The organism is Neisseria sp. HMSC070H10 (assembly GCF_001837635.1).
GTDB lineage: Bacteria > Pseudomonadota > Gammaproteobacteria > Burkholderiales > Neisseriaceae > Neisseria > Neisseria subflava_A.
Window position 1 is genome coordinate 1 of record NZ_KV833349.1, and the last position, 18219, is coordinate 18219.

Sequence of the window (18219 nt, forward strand, 5' to 3'; positions counted from 1 at the left end):
AATAACATTGCTGCAAGATTGACAGGCCTTTAATTCTGTAAATAGATCAATTCTACCTGATACATTACGATTATTTCCGAGTTGCTGTGCTATAGTTTCAAGTAATTTATATTCTCCATCTATATTTCTTAATGTTCCTCTAGGAGGAGAGGCAATATTTTGATATTTATCAACAGATATAGGTTTAAAAATTTTTGTTTCAGGTAACGAAATAAATCCATGTTCCCCTTTTTGGAAAGAACTAAATGCTTCCATCCTTTGCGGTAATCCTTTAACATCAATTTTTGCTATCGCAAGATTCCCTATTTGTCGATACTCTTCCGGCAGTTTCATGCGGACTCTCTGGCTTTCAGCAGTTAAAGCTTGTCTTAAAGCAGGAGCACTGTCATTGCTCAGATAACAGGTAACAGATGTAGGCTTGGCCGATATTGCAGCCTGTGCAGATACAGATCCTGCAACCATCAATGTGCCATTAACAACCTGAACTGTACCATGCAGATTTCTCCATTAGAGATTGCTTTTGCTCCCTGTCCAATGTTATATCCTCCTGCTGCCACAGTAGCTGCTTTGACACTGAAGCCAAGCGGTCCGTTTAATAAGTAAAGTGCAGGTTGTGCGGCAACAGCTGATTTGTAATCAAAAGAATCATAACGACTCAATGTTTGATAGGCTTTCGATAAAGTGTTATTAATATCTTTGGAAGGAATAGTGAGATTACCCATTGACTGGGGCGTTTTCAGTATCGAAGCTGCCCAAGCTGTGTTACCTCCAGAGGTTTGGTTAATAAAATATGCAAGAATATTTTTTTCTTGATTATTTAAGGGGCTGTACTAGATTAGCCCTAAATTCCACACCAATCCCGCAGGATTTTTAGCTGCCGGGACGGTGTGCCGAAGTTAAATCGAAATTCGCATTCTTTCAAGAACAGCGGGAAAGATTTACGATCGATTCCGTTGTATTTGCGCAAGACGCGTTTTGCCTGATTCCAAAAGTTCTCAATGCCGTTAATGTAGTTTTGACGGTCTGCAAATTCCTTGGAATGGTTGATGCGGTAATGAATAAAACCGCTCACGTCCAACTTGTCGTAGCTGCTCAGGCTATCCGTGTAAACAATTCTGTCCGGCATGATTTTCTTTTTGATGACACGGAGTAACGTTTCAGACTTGGCATTATCCACCACAACGGTATAGACCCGTCCGTTGCGTTTCAGGATGCCAAAAACAACCACTTTTCCTGCTGCACCGCGACCACATCTGCCTTTACGCCGTCTGCCGAAATAGTTTTCGTCCAGCTCAATAGAGCCCTCAAAAACCTCATCGGCAGCCAAGGCCAAATGATGGCTGATAACCGTGCGGATTTTACGGTAGAACAGTGCTGCCGAATTGGGATGGATACCCAAAATATCGGCGGCAGAACGGGCGGTAACTTCCAGCACAAAAAAAACGGAGCAGTTCTTTTTGTAATTTTTTCTTTAATTTGCAGTGCGTTATCTTCATACTTTGAGGGTAACATATCTGCTAATCTAGTACAGCCCCAAAAATATTTATAATTATTAAGGATAAGATAAAAACCCCCAACGCCAGATTAATTCTTAATAATTTCAAATAAAAAATATTTGATATTTTTTCTTTTCCAAATAATATATTGAAATATTTAAAGTTAAGGTAACTTGATTTAATTAGAAAATCAAAAAAACCATTAATTAATTTTTCTTCTTTAAATATTTTATATGATATTATAAAATTAAATAACATTGCGAAAACATATGAAATCATCAAAATACCAAATATATAGTGGGAATGCATTATTATTTAGCTCCTTCTTTTGGCTCTAACAAATTGACAGTCCATTGATATCCAATGCTTGCATTTGCAATTGCTGACGCACCTACCCCTGTTTTCCCTGTTAGTATCAATGGTTCTTTTCTTGCAAGATGTGCACCTGCACAACCACCTAATACTAAACCACCACCTATAGTGCTACATACTTCAGCAAATGCACCATCTTTTCGTGAGGCATTTGAGGCTGATACCCCTGCAAAGGCTTCTAGACCATAACCTGTTGTAAATGCAATGGTTATGGCAATACTCTTATCTTGATTGACTGTAACACTTACACTTCCACCTAATCCTAATGCAGCAGTTACTTCCGTAGTAAGGGCGGTATTTGCTTTGTATGCTCTTAACAATCCTAATAATTTACTTTTATCTGAAATGGAACTTTTTGAATTAACAACAAATTGTTGGGCTTGCTGATGAGCAAGTTGTTGTAAGTTGTTTTGTCCATTTTGAGAAATACCCAAATCAGCCAGCGCATTATTCTCCACCACCACTGCCGCCGCATTCGCCGCCGCATCGGCATCTCCCTGAACCAATGCAACCGCGCCTGCCGCCGCTGCTTTCGCATAGCCTACAATTTTACGGTATTCCTCATTCCCTATCTGCTGTCTCGTCCTGCCGCCGACCAGTGCTTCTCCGACTATCTCGCCTACCGCCGCGCCGATTGCGCCGTCCCGGCATTTGCCTTTATTTGCTGCTGCCGCCGCACAGCCTGCTACGGCATGGGCGATTTTGTGGGCAATGTAGTCTTCGCTGAGATTAAATTTGATTTTGCTCGCTACTTCTCCGTGTACGGTACTGACTATCGCACCCAGTGCGGCATCGCCCAAGTTGTCTTTGAGGCTGCCGCCGTTGATGGCGGTATGGACACTTGCGGCAGCGGTGCTGTTGATCAGGTTAGCGGTCAGTTTGCCTGCTGCGGGACTGTGAAAATGTTTGCTGACGGCTTCGGCTGCTTGGGTGTTCAGCCCGCTTATGCCCTGCAGTACGCCTGCGGTTACGGCGGCGGTGGCGGCCTGTCTGACGGTGCTGCTTTTGCCCAGTTCTTTCAGGGTATGGTTTATGTCTCCTTTGTTGTTGATGAGGGAAACTGCGGCTTGGCTGGCGAGACTGGCCAGTGCGGCTTGGCCTGCGGCTGTGGTGATGGCTGCGGCTGATGTGCCTGCTGCTACTCCGGTTGTGGCTGCCGTTCCTGCTGCTACTCCAGTTCCGGCTGCCGTTCCTGCTGCGGCTCCTCCCGCTCCTACTCCTACTCCTGCCGCGCCCGCCGTTCCGGCGGCTGCCGGGGCGGACAGTGCGCCGTAGGTCAATAAGGTTACGACGATAACGACGACAGCTGCTGCTGCGGGTGTCATGCCTTCCTGTTTGTAGTTCCATCTGTCGTAAGCTAGGCTGATTTGGTTCCAATCAGTGTTCGATGCCGTCTGAAGTTGTTTCAGGTAGGCATACTCGGGCTGCTTGGCGAGTTTTTCGATTTCGGTTTTCAGATTGCCTTTCGGAATGTCGACGATATAACCGCCGGGAGCAGAGAGTACAGGCGCAACGGGACCGGTGAAACTCGGCAGTTGCAGGGTTTCGATGTTGCTGCCGCGTCCTGCCTGTTTTTGCCAGAGGGCGGATTTGCTGCTGCTTACGGTTTCTGTATGGATGCTGCTTTTGATGCCTTCGAGAATAATCTTGGCATCGGCACGTGCTTGGTCGCCTACGCCGGCGCGAATGACTGCACCGCCCAACGTAGTTTCAAACTGCGTACCTTGTAACTTGGTATCCCAACCTGATTGCAGATTGGCTGATTCAGCCACTACACGGCTTGGTAAGGCAGTTTGCATCAGTTGGGTAGAGGTATCATGCACCTTATCATAAGTAATGCCGAGAAATTTGCGTTTCTTATGACTGTCGAGTTTGTTGTAGTTGATTTCGTCAACGGCGCGCAAGGTCAGTTTGCGCCCGGCTTCAATATGTACAGTGCCTTTGGGTGCATCAAATTGAGTGGCATAAACATCAATGCTACCGCCGGATTTAATTTCGATACCTTGAGATGCACTGAGGTTGACCGGATCCGCTTTGGCATTTTTATGCTCTTTAATTTCGGTAATGTGTTTGCGGTTGTAGAATTTACCAGTTTTATAGCTGTGCTTATCAAAGGTAAACAGCTCGCCCTGTCCCGCATAGTAGTATTGGTCACCATAAGATTGAATTTTGATTTTGCCCTTTTCAGCTTCGATGCTTGCCGCACTCAGACTGATGCGGCTGTTCTCATTGGCATTTGGTGCAGAGAGGGTAACACCTGTTTTTCCTGAAATTTCAGATGGCCTGCTGAAAATGGCATAGCCGTATTTATCGCTGCCTTGCTGACCATATTCAAAAGTATCAAATACACCGCTGATGTTGACGGAAGCACGCAACGCACCGTCGGCCTTAACTTCAGCAGAAGGTTCGGGCAGCTGACCCATAGCCTGAATATCCAGTTGCTTGTCGGCAGTAATTTTGGCTCCTCGGATACGGACTCCGCCTGAGGCGAGGAGTTTGATGTTTTGAGCTCTGAGGGTGGCGGTTTTGTGTTCGTGGCCATACGCGGGATTTTGCAGCACGGAAAGGCTTTTTTCGAGTGCGGCTTTTTTGGCAGTCAATGCGTCAATCTGCTTTTCGTAGGTCAGCATTTTTTCTTTAATTGCGCCCCAATCATCCGGTGCCAAACCATATTTTTCAACAGCCCTAACTATCTCGGCTGTATCAAGAGGGTGCATATACCCCGGGTCTTCTCCCATCCACTCTAAGTTATCCCAAAGCGTAGATTCAAAATTTCTGTACTCTGCACTTCTTTCCCAAGCCGCTCTCTTCTCCCGATAAGAGGTCAATTCTGAGGATACTTTGTTTAAGTCTGCACGTATTTCTTCTTCTGCCTTCTGGGAAACATAACCGCTAAACGTATTCCGAACGCTCTCAACCTCCACATTCCCTTTGTCCGCAACCAAAGCCAAATCTTTGCCTGCCGAAATGTCTGCTGCATCAATATCCACCTCTCCCGCCACAATCCCAATATTGCCTTTAGCAGAAACGCTAGCGGTTTGCGCACTCGGATTGCCGTTATTTCCTGCTCTGGCACTGATTTGGAATTTGCCGTTATGTTTCACGGCCAAATCACCTGTGGAAACGATACGGTTACCAGGTTCAACGGTTAAAGGGTTATCACCGCCCGATTCTATCGACATCATACCGGCCAGTGGTTTCAGTTCCGCTGAACGCATAGTAGCCGTATCTTGGGTTTCCCAATCGATATAGCCCCGTTTGATGATGCCTCCGCCAGCTTTGATGTTGATCGCACCACCGCGCAGGGTAGTGTTGTCCAAAACCTGTAATGCGCTGCTGTTCAATGACAATACGCCATCTGCCACCAAAGTGCTTTTACTGTTTTGCTGGTTGTTTTGTAAAATTTGACCGCTGTCTTTTCCTTTGCCTTTACCCTGTGCACTGATACTCATATGACGATGTGAATGAGCATCAAGCTGATTAAGCGTCATATGACCATGATCTGCATTAATCTGGGTATTGTGACCGGAATTGAGCTTGCTGTTATTAATGGTTAAAGTTTGATCCGCATCCACTTTCAGTGACTCGCGGGCATTCAGGTGTACATTCTGCACCACCATGCTGCCTTTACTGCTGTCTAAGCTGATATGGCCGCCGTTAACGGTGTTTCTCTGGTTGCCGTTGCCTAAGTCTAATTGACCTCCGGCAACCAGTTTCACATCGCCTGCAGAAGCATTAATATTGGTATTGTCCATTTTCAGACGGCCTTTACCGACTGAACCGGCATTAATATCTCCTTTCGCAGTCAAGGTATTTCGACCGTTGAAATCAACATTGCCGTTGGCAAGAAGAGATACGCGGCCAACTTCGGTAACAGCAGTCAGGCCGTCTGAAATAATATTGCCTTGAAGTGCTGCCGTATCAATATTCTGACTGGCATTTAGCCGACTTTGATTCAAGCTGATGTTGCCTTTAGTAGCGCTCATCTGCACATTACCGCCACTGGATTTCAGATTACTTTGACGCACACTCAAGCTACCTGCTTGAACATCCAGATTCTTGGCTGCAGTTAAGGTTTTACCGTTGCTGCTGATGAGTGCGGTGTTGCCTGCCCTCAGGCTGATGCTTTGTGCTGATAAGTCTTTATCGGCATTCAGATTCAGATCCTTACCTGTATGAATATACAGATTGCCGGACGCATTCAGGTGGGAGGCTTTTGCCTGAATGTCGTCATCAGCCATCAATACCACCTGCTTTCCGCCTTTAATGCTACCGTTGTTCAAACGGATGTTAGAAGCAACGTTTGAAGTCTCTAAAGAAAGCGGTTTGCCCGCTTCAATGTGTGCAGTGTCTTTAGCCTCAATTACAGCAGCACTGCCAATACTGCCGTTGGACAATACGGTTACGTTTTCAGCAATAATACGGGTATTGCCACCTAATTCAGTATCGCCTTTGGTGGAACTGTACACGGAACTGCCCGCTTGAATAGTGGCATCATTGATCATAGTACGACCGCCGGCCGACAGATTAGCCGAACCTTTGGCATTGTTCACATTAGTTTTACTCTCAATCACTAAATTGCGACCGGCATTTAATACCGTAGTAGCTGGGCGACTGCCGTTATTCTGCACCACGGCTCCGTTACGCAAGCTGATATCTTCTCCCGTCTCAATAACCAATAGGCCTTTGCTCTCGATCCGGCCACTATTGGAGATAAATGTGCCTGCCGCTCCTTTTTCGGTGGTTTCGATGGAGAGATAAGTCGGTGAAGCTTCGGTACCGTCGGCAGTGGTGGCGATGCGGCCGCTGTTTTCAATGCGGCCTGACGAAGTTACAATCAATTGCTTGGCCGCTTCGAGTGTGCCGGCATTTTTGACGCCTACGCCTTGTTCATTGGCAATCAGTGTGATGCTGTCAGCGTACATACCGCCTAGTGCGGCAGTATCAAGGGCAATAGTCGGTTTCGTACCCGCTGCCGTACCTGCGCTGATTTCGCCGCTGGCGTAATCTACTTTCTGGGGACCGGTAGAAACCGCCAGGTTTTTACCCTGTAATTTCCCCTGCAAAGCAACTGCACGAGCAAGTATCTCGGTGTAGTCGGCTCCGCTTTTATCATTCCAACCTGCTGCTCCTACGGTCAATGTACCTTGACGCACATCAAATCCTGTCAGTGCACCGTCTTTGCCGATTTGGGGTGCACCGGTGGTTAAGATGCCTCGGCCGACATTTTTAAAGCCGCCGCCATTAACGGTAATGCCGTTAGGATTAGCAATAATCACGTCGGCCTTTTGGCCACCTACGGTAACGATGCCGTTGAGTTTGCTAGCCGCACCGCGTACCTCGTTCAAAATCAATTGCGCACCGCCTTTGACCAGAAACGGATTATTGTTACGGTCGTTGTTTAACATGGCCCCTTTGTTGTCAACATCAAACTGCGTATAGCGGTTGTGGCTCAATCCGCGTGTATTTGGGGTTTGGATATTCACCAAAGGTGCACCGGTGTTGGTTTTAAGGATAACGGCCTGCTGGTTTTTAGGTGCGGATTTGTCGGTGGTGATTTGGGCATGGGCAGGCAATACCATACTCAAGGAAACCAAAGAGCAGACCAAGGTTTTAAGGGTGGTTTTGAGTTTGCCGCAAAGACCGGCTGAAATTGCCGGTGAAACAGAAACCGAACTGCCCGCCTGTTTGCCTTTGCCCTGACTGTTGACGGTTTCGGCTACCGCAACCATGGTGCTGTGCTTTTTACTAAAGATGATGCGATGTAAACCTTTATTCATGTATTCCCTTTTGAAGATGAACGCGCTGCGAGCCAAGTACGCAGGTAAAGTTTCAGACGGTCTGAGAATAAGGAAAGACCGTCTAAATATCGGTAAAAAATTCAGAAGTTAGAAACTGTAATTCAAGTTGAAGCCGTAAACGGTGTTGGTCGTCTGAAAGCCTTTAGGTTTGTGAAGCGGCTTGCCGGCAAATAGATCATAAGCAAACATACCGCCTACTTTATGGCCTCCCCTGAAGCCAGCCACTGCACCCATTAGCCGCTTGCCCGATACATATTGTGCACTTTCGCCGGATACGCGGCCATAGTCCGCACCGAGATAGAACTGATGGTTCGGATGAAAATACCAAGCTAAAGTATTCTGCCAGTAGAAACCGCGCTCTCCGGAAAGACTCTGCTCCCCATCAAATCCGCGAACGGTGTAGCGGCTGCCGATTGACAATTTATCTTGGGCAACCAACGGCGTTTTGTTCCATTGAGCTTGAATGGTGGTTGCGTAGAGAAACTGCTGTTTGCCTAAAATAAATGGGGCGGCTGCGTCCAAACCGGCAGTAATGATTTTCATACGAGATGTACCTGGAAGGATATCGCCGCCGTTTTCTTCCGGCGCAGGCATACTTTGGTGCATGCCGGTACCGCGTTTGTAAGACAACTTGCCGTCAAGCTGCCAACGGTTGAGGTAAGCACGGTGGCGCAATTCGGCTTCCCAGCCTGCAGAGCGGCGGCGTTGCACCTCGATTTCGGCATCATCGATGTACTTATAGGTTTGGCGTGTCCATAATTTCATTCCGACTGAAGTTTTATGACGTCTGTTACGCCAAAGCATGCGCTCGGCGGCCAGACTGCTCTGATATTGTTTGCCGTTGTAATCGTAATTGACGGAATAGCCTTCGGTCGCTTCGTGGTAACGATGTCCATTGTGATTAAAAGAAAACAGCCATTTTTGTACGGGCACCGAATAATGCACGCTGTAACTTCCAGATCCGCTTTCAGTTTCCGTACCGGCGGCATCAGTCAAGTCCGTTTTGTGTGCCAAACCGCGCCCATATGAAACATAAAATAAATCACTTAAGCCCAAAGGATTATCGAACGATAAAGCGACATTTCCTTGATATTTGCCGGTCGTCTTGCCGCCCGCATCATCTATACCGATACTGAACCGTATGGGTTTATCCTGCTGCCATTTGATCTGTAAATCGCTTTTGCCTTCTTCTTCGGACGGTATAATCTGAATATCTGTTTTAACACTTGGCAAACGACGCAGGTTTTCCAAGCCCTGCTCTACATCGCGCAGATTGAGAATTTTGTTCCTATATAAGGGAAATTTGTTATTGAATACACTAATACTGCCTTCAGCAGACTTCCCATCCCGTTTTTCTTCATAACGGATATCCCCTATTTTGCCTGCTGATACCCGTAATTTCAGAATTCCCGAATCCATATTCTGTGGTTGGATAATAGCTTGGGAAGTGAGGTAGCCACGCACGATCAGTATCTGTTGCGCGGCTTTTTGCAGCTTGCTCAAATTATTGGAACCTAAACACATCCCTGTTTTGAAAGCTATTTCTTTCATGAGGACAGAAGGAAGAAAAGAAAATGTGCGTTCCGTCTTATCATCTAAACTAAGGTAATTTACCCGAGTGCACGGTGTTTCATCTTCACTCAGGACATAAGTGTTCTTCTCCAATGGTTGCTCGAAACGGACATTTGCATCAGTTAACAATTCAGCATCTATGTGCTGCTGACGCTGCATGGAACGGATAAGTTCTGCATCGTTTTCATCGACCGCTAAGGTTTTAAGAGGCATAACAGCCAGTATAACCAACAGATATGGAGTAGGAAAAAATCTCATGGCATTAATATTATTTTGATAATATTTCTTACATTATCATAAAATTAAAAATATTTACAGTTATAGAATGATTTTTATTTTAATAATATTCTTAAAATGAATTACCACCTGACAGTAGAGGCAAGAAAAAACAGACATGACGTTTCCCTAGAACCTTCGGTAACCTGAGAAAACGCCACGTCTGTTTTTTCTTGAGAGGTGTAGGGGCGTTTTTGCCGAATCTTAAGAAGTAACAACGGAGCTGAGATAGGAGAGTTTTATGTTTTTGAAATATTCATTAGTGCCTTCCAAAATAGTTACATAGCATAATCATGTTAAATGATTATTCGCATACGGTTATTCTCCATAGAAGGTATAGTGAGAGCAAGGAAAGAACGCGGAGCAAAACCTCGTATTTCAAGCATAGTTACAATAATGACGACAACCACTACCAAATTGTTAGATAACTTGCCGAATGTTGTGACATTCATAGCTAATCCTTTCCAATCCAAAATAAATTTTTCTACACATACAAAGTTAATTCAAGTTAGAATGGATATTTGTAAGGAATATTACCGAGAAAGCATTTACTATGAATCGTACCCTGTACAAAGTCGTCTTTAATAAACATCGAAACTGCATGATGGCCGTTGCTGAAAATGCCAAACGCGAGGGCAAAAACACAGCCGACACCCAAGCTGCAGGTATTTCTCCAAATGATATTGCGGGCTTTACAGGTTTTATCCATTCTATCTCTGTTATCTCATTCTCCCTTTCATTACTCCTCGGCTCTGCCCTTATTCTGACTTCTCCCTCTGTCAATGCCCAAGGCATCGTTGCTGACAAATCCGCACCTGCACAGCAACAGCCTACCATCATGCAAACCAGTAACGGCATCCCGCAGGCCAATATCCAAACCCCTACTGCCGCAGGGGTTTCAGTTAACCAATACACCCATTTCAATGTTGACAACCGTGGTGCTATTTTGAACAACAGCCGTCGGAACGTGCAAACACAGTTGGGCGGCTGGATACAGGGCAACCCCTGGCTTGCAGGTGGTGAGGCCCGTGTCATCGTGAATCAAGTCAATTCAGCTGATCCCTCTTTGTTGGGCGGATATATTGAAGTAGGTGGTAGACGTGCTGAAGTGGTGATTGCAAACCCTGCAGGAATTCAAGTGAACGGAGGGGGATTTATCAATGCTTCCCGTGCCACTTTGACTACAGGCCAACCACAATATCAAGCAGGAGACCTTAGTGGCTTTAAGATAAGGCAAGGCAATGTTGTAATCGTCGGACACGGTTTGGATGCCCGCGATACCGATTACACGCAGATATTGAGCCGCGCGGTTAAGATTGATGGGCCTGTGTGGGGTAAAGATGTGCGTGTGTTGGCAGGGCAAAATGATGTCTCAGCTGATGGCTCTATCCAGTCTTCACACTCACCTGCTGCGAATACAAATTCTGCCAACTCACTGTATGTCATCGATACAGGGGCATTGGGTGGTATGTATGCCGGTAAGATCACCTTGATCAGCACTGATCGTGATGCATCCGTGCGCAATCAGGGGCAATTGTTTGCCTCAGCTGGCAATGTGGCAGTGAATGCTGAAGGTAAACTGGTCAACACGGGTACGATTGCGGTGACAGGAGAAAATCATGCGGTTTCACTTCATGCCCGCAATGTCCATAATAGCGGTACGATTGCCTCACAGGATGATGCCAATATTCACAGCCAGACGCTGGACAATTCAGGTACGGTCTTATCCTCAGGTGAATTGACTGTCCGTAATTTAGGCCGTCTGAAAAACCAAAACAACGGTACGATCCAGGCTGCCCGCTTAGATATGTCAACAGGTAGTTTGGATAACACGGGTAATATTATTCAAACAGGTTCACAAGCATTGGATTTGGTATCTGCTGGCAAATTCGATAACAGTGGCAAGATTGGTGTGAGCGACGTTCCACAGACCGGTTTGAATCTCAATCCATCAGTCATACCACAGATTCCGAGTACTGCAACAGGTTCAGGTAGCAGCACTGTCTCGGCATCTAAGCCTGGTTCAAACAATCCCGTTTCACCTACAGCATCTGCAAAAGCCTACGCCAGAGGACGCATTCAAACAACGGGGGCACTTGATAATGCAGGATCAATCAATGCAGGTGGACAAATCGACATTGCCGCCAAAAACAGTTTGGAAAATTCGGGCAGTCTGAATGCGGCTAAACTACAAGTATCAGGCGATTCATTTAACAATACGGCAAAAGGCAAACTCCAGGCACACGATCTGGCTGTTAGTGCTCAAACTGCTAAAAACAGCGGTCACTTATTAACTCAAACCGGCAAGATTGACAACCGTGAACTGCATAATGCGGGAGAAATTACCGCTAACAATCTGACACTCATTCATTCGGACCGCTTGAGCAATGATAAAAAAGGCAATATTCGAGCTGCACATTTACAGCTTGATACCGCCAGTTTACATAACGCAGGTAACATTCTTGCCGATAGTGGAACCGTCACTGCCAATAACAATCTTCGCAATACAGGAAAAGTTTCTGTTGCACAACTGAATACCAAAGGTCAGACTCTAGATAATACGCACGGACGTATAGAGGCTGAAACGGTTAGCATCCAAAGTCAGCAACTGACTAACCAAAGCGGCCATATTACTGCTACCGAACAACTGACCATCAATAGTCGAAATGTAGACAACCAAAACGGCAAACTCCTATCTGCGAACCAAGCACAATTAGCTGTTTCAGACGGCTTATACAACCAACATGGTGAAATTGCCACCAACCGGCAGTTGTCTATTCACGATAAAAATCAAAACACTTTGGCGTTAAACAATGCGGACGGCACGATTCAATCTGCCGGTAATGTATCGCTACAAGCCAAATCACTGGCCAATAATGGCACATTAACAGCCGGTAACAAACTGGATATCGCTTTGGCGGACGATTTCGTCGTAGAACGCGACCTCACTGCAGGCAACCAATTAAATCTAAGCACAAAAGGCCGTCTGAAAAATACCCATACCCTACAAGCAGGCCATACGCTCAAACTCAATGCCGGCAATATAGATAACCAAGTTACAGGCAAAATTATTGCCGGAGAGCAAACGAACATCACATCCGAACAGCATGTAGACAACAGGGGTTTGATCAACAGCAACGGTTTGACCTACATCGGTGCAGGTCAAACCCTGACCAACACCGGGACAGGCAAAATCTATGGTAACCATATTGCCCTGGACGCGCAAAAACTGCTTAACCGAGAAGAAACGACAGAAGGCAGCACCAAAGCGGGTGCAATAGCTGCAAGGAAACGTTTGGATATCGGAGCGAAAGAGATTCATAACCAAGAAGGTGCCCTACTATCCAGCGAAGGTATTTTTGCCATCGGTAATCGACTGGATGAACAACATCATGCGGCAGGCATGGCTGATGCCTTTGTTAATGGCAGTGCCAGTTTGGAAGTACAAGGTGATGCATTGATGTCCGTTAGGAATATGCAGAATATCAATAATCACTTTAAAACAGAAACATACTTAGCCAAAGCAGAAAAGCAAGTCCGCGATTACACCGTACTGGGGCAAAATACCTACTATCAGGCAGGGAAAGACGGTTTATTCGATAACTCGCAAGGACAAAAAGACCAAACTACTGCTACGTTCCATTTAAAAAATGGTTCTCGTATTGAGGCCAACCAATGGCATGTCCGAGATTATCACACCGAAACTTATAAAGAACGCATCATCGAAAATCGACCGGCACACATTACTGTGGGTGGTAATTTGACTGTTTCAGGCCAAGACTGGCTGAACAAAGACAGTCAAATTATAGTAGGCGGGCGTATTATCACTGATGATTTAAACCAGAAAGAAATCACCAATCAAAGTACAACAGGCAAGGGGCGCATAGATGCTGTCGGCACACAGTGGGATTCCGTTACAAAAAAAGGATGGTACAGTGGCAAAAAAAGACAACGCCGTACCGAAAGAAACCACACTCCTTACCATGATACCCAACTATTTACCCATGACTTTGACACGCCTGTATCCGTCACCCAACAGAATGCCGCCTCCCCTTCCTTTCAACCCGCAGCATCTGCAGCCAAACTGATTGACGGAGCATCCACAGCAGCCGTCAATGGGCAGCGCATCCATACCGGTAATGTGGTCTCATTAAATAACGCTACTGTTACTCTGCCGAACAGCAGCCTCTACACCACCCATCCTGACAATAAAGGCTGGTTGGTTGAAACAGATCCTCAATTTGCAGACTACCGCCGCTGGTTGGGCAGCGACTACATGTTGAAACAACTGCAATTGGACCCCAATTATCTACACAAACGGCTAGGTGACGGCTACTACGAACAAAAACTTGTTAATGAACAAATCCACCAGTTAACAGGCTACCGCCGACTTGATGGCTACAAAAGTGATGAAGAACAATTCAAAGCTCTGATGGACAACGGCCTTACTGTTGCCAAAGCATTCGGCCTTACCCCGGGTATCGCCTTGAGTGCAGAGCAAGTTGCCCGCTTAACTTCAGATATCGTTTGGATGGAAAATCAAACCGTCACCCTGTCTGACGGTTCGACTCAAACCGTACTCGCCCCCAAAGTCTATGCCCTGGCACGCAAAGGTGATCTCAATACCTCCGGCGGCCTGATTAGTGCCGAACAAGTCTTACTTAAACTGCAAAACGGAAACCTGACTAATAGAGGTACCATTGCGGGGCGGCAGGCCGTACTCATCCAAGCACGGAATATTAACAGCAACGGCAATATTCAAGCCGACCAAATCGGCTTAAAAGCTGAAAAAAGTATCAATGTCGACGGCGGGCAGGTACAAGCAGGCAGACTGCTGACTGCCCAAGCGCAAAATATCAACCTTAACGGTACAACCCAAACTTCCGGTAATGAACGTAACGGCAATACCGCCATTGATCGTATGGCTGGCATTAACGTGGTCGGAAGCTATACTGAGCAAGTAGATAACAGAGCTTCAGACGGCATCCTATCCCTGCATGCCGACAACAATATCAACCTTAATGCAGCCACCATCTCTAACCAAGTTAAAGGCGGCACCACCCAAATTACCGCTGGTAATAATCTCAACCTCGGCACCATCCGTACCGAACATCGTGAAGCCTATGGTGCATTAGATGACAAAAATCATCGTCATGTCCGCCAAAGTGCCGAAGTCGGCAGCAGTATCCGCACGCAAAACGGCGCAATGCTTAGAGCTGGCAACGACTTAAAAATCCGTCAAGGTGAACTGGAGACCGAAGAGGGCAAAACCGTCCTTGCCGCGGGACGTGATGTCAATATCAGCGAAGGACGCCAAATAACCGAATTGGACGCCGCTGTAAGCGGGAAAAGCAAAGGCATCCTTTCCAGTACCAAAACACACGACCGCTACCGCTTTAGTCATGATGAAGCAGTCGGCAGCAACATCGGCGGCGGCAAAATTATCGTTGCAGCCGGGCAGGATATCAATGTACGTGGCAGCAACCTTATTTCTGATAATGGCACTGTCTTAAAAGCAGGAAACGACATCGATATTTCTACTGCCCATAATCGCTACACCGGCAATGAATACCACGAGAGCAAAAAATCAGGCGTCATGGGCACAGGCGGATTGGGCTTTACTATCGGTAACCGAAAAACTACCGATGACACTGATCGTACCAATATTGTCCATACAGGCAGCATTATAGGCAGCCTGAATGGAGACACCGTTACAGTTGCCGGAAACCGCTACCGACAAACCGGCAGTACCGTCTCCAGCCCAGAGGGGCGCAATACTGTCACTGCCAAAAGCATAGATGTAGAGTCCGCAAACAACCGGTATGCCACTGACTACGTCCATACCCAGGAACAAAAAGGCCTCACTGTCGCCCTCAATGTTCCGGTTGTCCAAGCTGCACAAAACTTCGTACAAGCAGCCCAAAATGTGGGCAAAAGTAAAAATAAACGCGTTAATGCCATGGCTGCAGCCAATGCTGCATGGCAGGGTTATCAAGCAGCCCAACAAATGCAACAATTTGCTCCAAGCAGCAGTGCGGGACAAGGTCAAAACAACAATCAAAGCTCCGGTATCAGTGTATCCATCACCTACGGCGAACAGAAAAGTCGTAACGAGCAAAAAAGCCGTTACACCGAAGCGGCAGCAAGTCAAATTATCGGCAAAGGGCAAACCACACTTGTGGCCACAGGAGGCGGGGAGCAGTCCAATATCAATATTACAGGTTCCGATGTCATCGGCCATGCAGGTACCACCCTCATTGCCGACAACCATATCAAACTCCAATCTGCCAAACAGGAGGGCAGCGAGCAAAGCAAAAACAAAAGCAGCGGCTGGAATGCGGGCGTAGCCGTCCAAATAGGCGACGGCATCAGTCTTGGAATTACCGCCGGAGGAAATCTCGGCAAAGGTAAAGGACAAGGGGAAAGTACTACCCACCGCCACACCCATATCGGCAGCACGGCCGGACAAACCACCATCCGAAGCGGCGGGGATACCACCCTCAAAGGTGCGCAGCTTATCGGCAAAGGCATACAGGCAGATACGCGCAACCTGCATATAGAAAGTGTTCAAGACACTGAAACCTATCAGAGCAAACAGCAAAACGGCAACGTCCAAGTTACCGTCGGTTACGGATTCAGTGCAAGCGGCAGTTACAGCCAAAGCAAAGTCAAAGCAGACCATGCCTCCGTAACCGAGCAAAGTGGTATTTATGCCGGAGAAGACGGCTATCAAATCAAAGTCAGAGACAACACAGACCTCAATGGCGGCATCATCACCTCCGGCAAGAGTGCCGAAGACAAAGGAAAAAACCTTTTTCAGACGGCCACCCTTACTGCCAGCGACATTCAAAACCATAGCCGCTACGAAGGCAAAAGCTTCGGTATCGGGGCAAGTGTTGCAATCAGCGGTGAATCAATGGGGCAAAACCGTCCTGCCGACTCCGGCCCGGGAATCCGCTTGACTGATGCTTCTAAAGGTCAAAACAACAATAACGCCATCGGCTACGGCAGCGATGGAGACAGCAAAAACAGCACCACCCGCAGCGGCATCAACACCCGCAACATACACATCACCGACAAAGCGGGACAACTTGCCCGAACCGGCAGGACTACCAAAGAAACCGAAGCGCGTATCCACACCGGCATCGACACCGAAACTGCGGATCAACACTCAGGCCGTCTGAAAAACAGCTTCGACAAAGACGCGGTTGTCAAAGAGATCAACCTGCAAAGGGAAGTAACGCAGGAGTTCGGCAAAAACGCCGCCCAAACCACAGCAGCCGTTTCCGACAAACTCGGCAATACCCAAAGTTACGAACGGTATCAGGCAGCCAAAACCCTGCTGGAGGCCGAACTGCAAAACACGGACAGCGAAGCCGAAAAAGCCGCCATCCGCGCATCCCTCGGTCAAGTAAACGCCTACCTTGCCGAAAACCAAAGCCGCTACGACACCTGGAAAGAAGGCGGCATAGGCAGGAGTATCCTGCACGGGGCGGCAGGCGGACTGACGACGGGCAACCTCGGCGGCATACTGGCCGGCGGCGGCACTTCCCTTGCCGCACCGTATTTGGACGAAGCAGCGGAAAACCTCGGCCCGGCGGGCAAAGCGGCGGTCAACGCACTGGGCGGAGCGGCCATCGGCTATGCGGCGGGCGGGAATGCAGGTACGGCGGCAGTAGGGGCGAATGTCGATTGGAACAATAGGCAGCTGCATCCGAAAGAAACACAAATCCTTAACAAACTGTCAAAAGGCAGATCGGCTGAAGAACAGTACCGCCTAAAAGCCGCTGCATGTGCATTAACCCGGTGCGCGGAAGGCGTACCTGACTTCGACCCTCTTTATAAAGGACTAAAAAAACTTCAAGATGCCGGTAAACAGTTTGTGGCGGAAAAAAATATATTGATGCGGACGGGTGCATTTGAATATGGAAACTGGAATAGACTGAACGATATACGCAGCAGTTACGACCGGGCTGCCACCAAAATTAAGGGGGCGGGCAATATGGGATTGGGTGCAACGACTGTTGTCGGTTCGGGTGCTGCAGGCGTAGGTCTGTGCAGTACCGGGCTTGGCTGTGTTGGCGGTGGACTTATTGCGGCGACAGGTATGACCGGTGGTTATACACAGGCCTCAGAAGGAAGCCGGCAATTGTTTGAAACCTATCAGTCCGATTTTGGTAAAAAAGTTGTCCTATCTTTGGGTACACCAATAGAATACGAATCGCCGTTAGTATCTGATGCGAAAAATCTAGCCATATGGGGATTGGAAACGCTGATTACACGCAAATTGGGAGGCTTGGCAACAGGTGTGAAAACTTCCTCGCCTCCGAAAATTGCTGACGTACAGCGAAATGTCCTGCCCCAATCCAAAGTCGGTATCAAGTGGGGCAAGGGGATTGAAGGACAGGGAATGCCTTGGGAGGATTATGTCGGTAAGGGGTTACCTATTGATGCAAGACTACCGAGAAATTTCAAAGTATTCGATTACTATAATGCAACAACAGGCACAGCAATCAGTGCCAAAACTCTGGATACGCAAACTACGGCACGCCTGTCCAAACCCGAACAGCTTTACAGCACCATGAAAGGGTACATCGATAAGACGGCAAATTTCAAAAGTTATGAATTATCAGGAGTACCGTTAAGGGCCGACATGATCAAACAGCGTGAAATCCATCTGGCCATACCCGCACAAACTAATA

Annotated in this window: 3 protein-coding genes and 2 pseudogenes; 1 reads left to right on the forward strand and 4 read right to left on the reverse strand. The window is 47.3% G+C overall.

The genetic code is table 11. From position 1 onward, the window contains the following. The 4 genes and pseudogenes from HMPREF2606_RS11285 to hrpB all read right to left on the reverse strand — a co-directional run. A pseudogene (locus tag HMPREF2606_RS11285) lies at nt 1–821 on the reverse strand (deaminase domain-containing protein); the annotation flags it as partial. Nucleotides 822–841: 20 nt separating this feature from the next. Beyond that, nucleotides 842–1496 (reverse strand): annotated as a pseudogene (locus tag HMPREF2606_RS00685) (IS1595 family transposase). A 311-nt stretch (nt 1497–1807) separates the two neighbouring features. After that, nucleotides 1808–7648: a two-partner secretion domain-containing protein gene (locus HMPREF2606_RS00695; RefSeq protein ID WP_283122322.1), complete on the reverse strand. Its 5841-nt coding sequence runs from the start codon at nt 7646–7648 to the stop codon at nt 1808–1810. 108 nt (nt 7649–7756) lie between these two features. After that, nucleotides 7757–9499 carry a two-partner secretion system transporter HrpB gene (gene hrpB / locus HMPREF2606_RS00700; protein WP_070843138.1) on the reverse strand — a complete coding sequence of 581 codons (1743 nt, stop codon included), beginning with the start codon at nt 9497–9499 and terminating at the stop codon, nt 7757–7759. A gap of 571 nt (nt 9500–10070) precedes the next feature. Here hrpB and HMPREF2606_RS00705 point away from each other — a divergent pair. After that, nucleotides 10071–18219 (forward strand): two-partner secretion domain-containing protein (locus tag HMPREF2606_RS00705; protein ID WP_283122323.1); only part of this gene is annotated, 8149 nt, incomplete at its 3' end.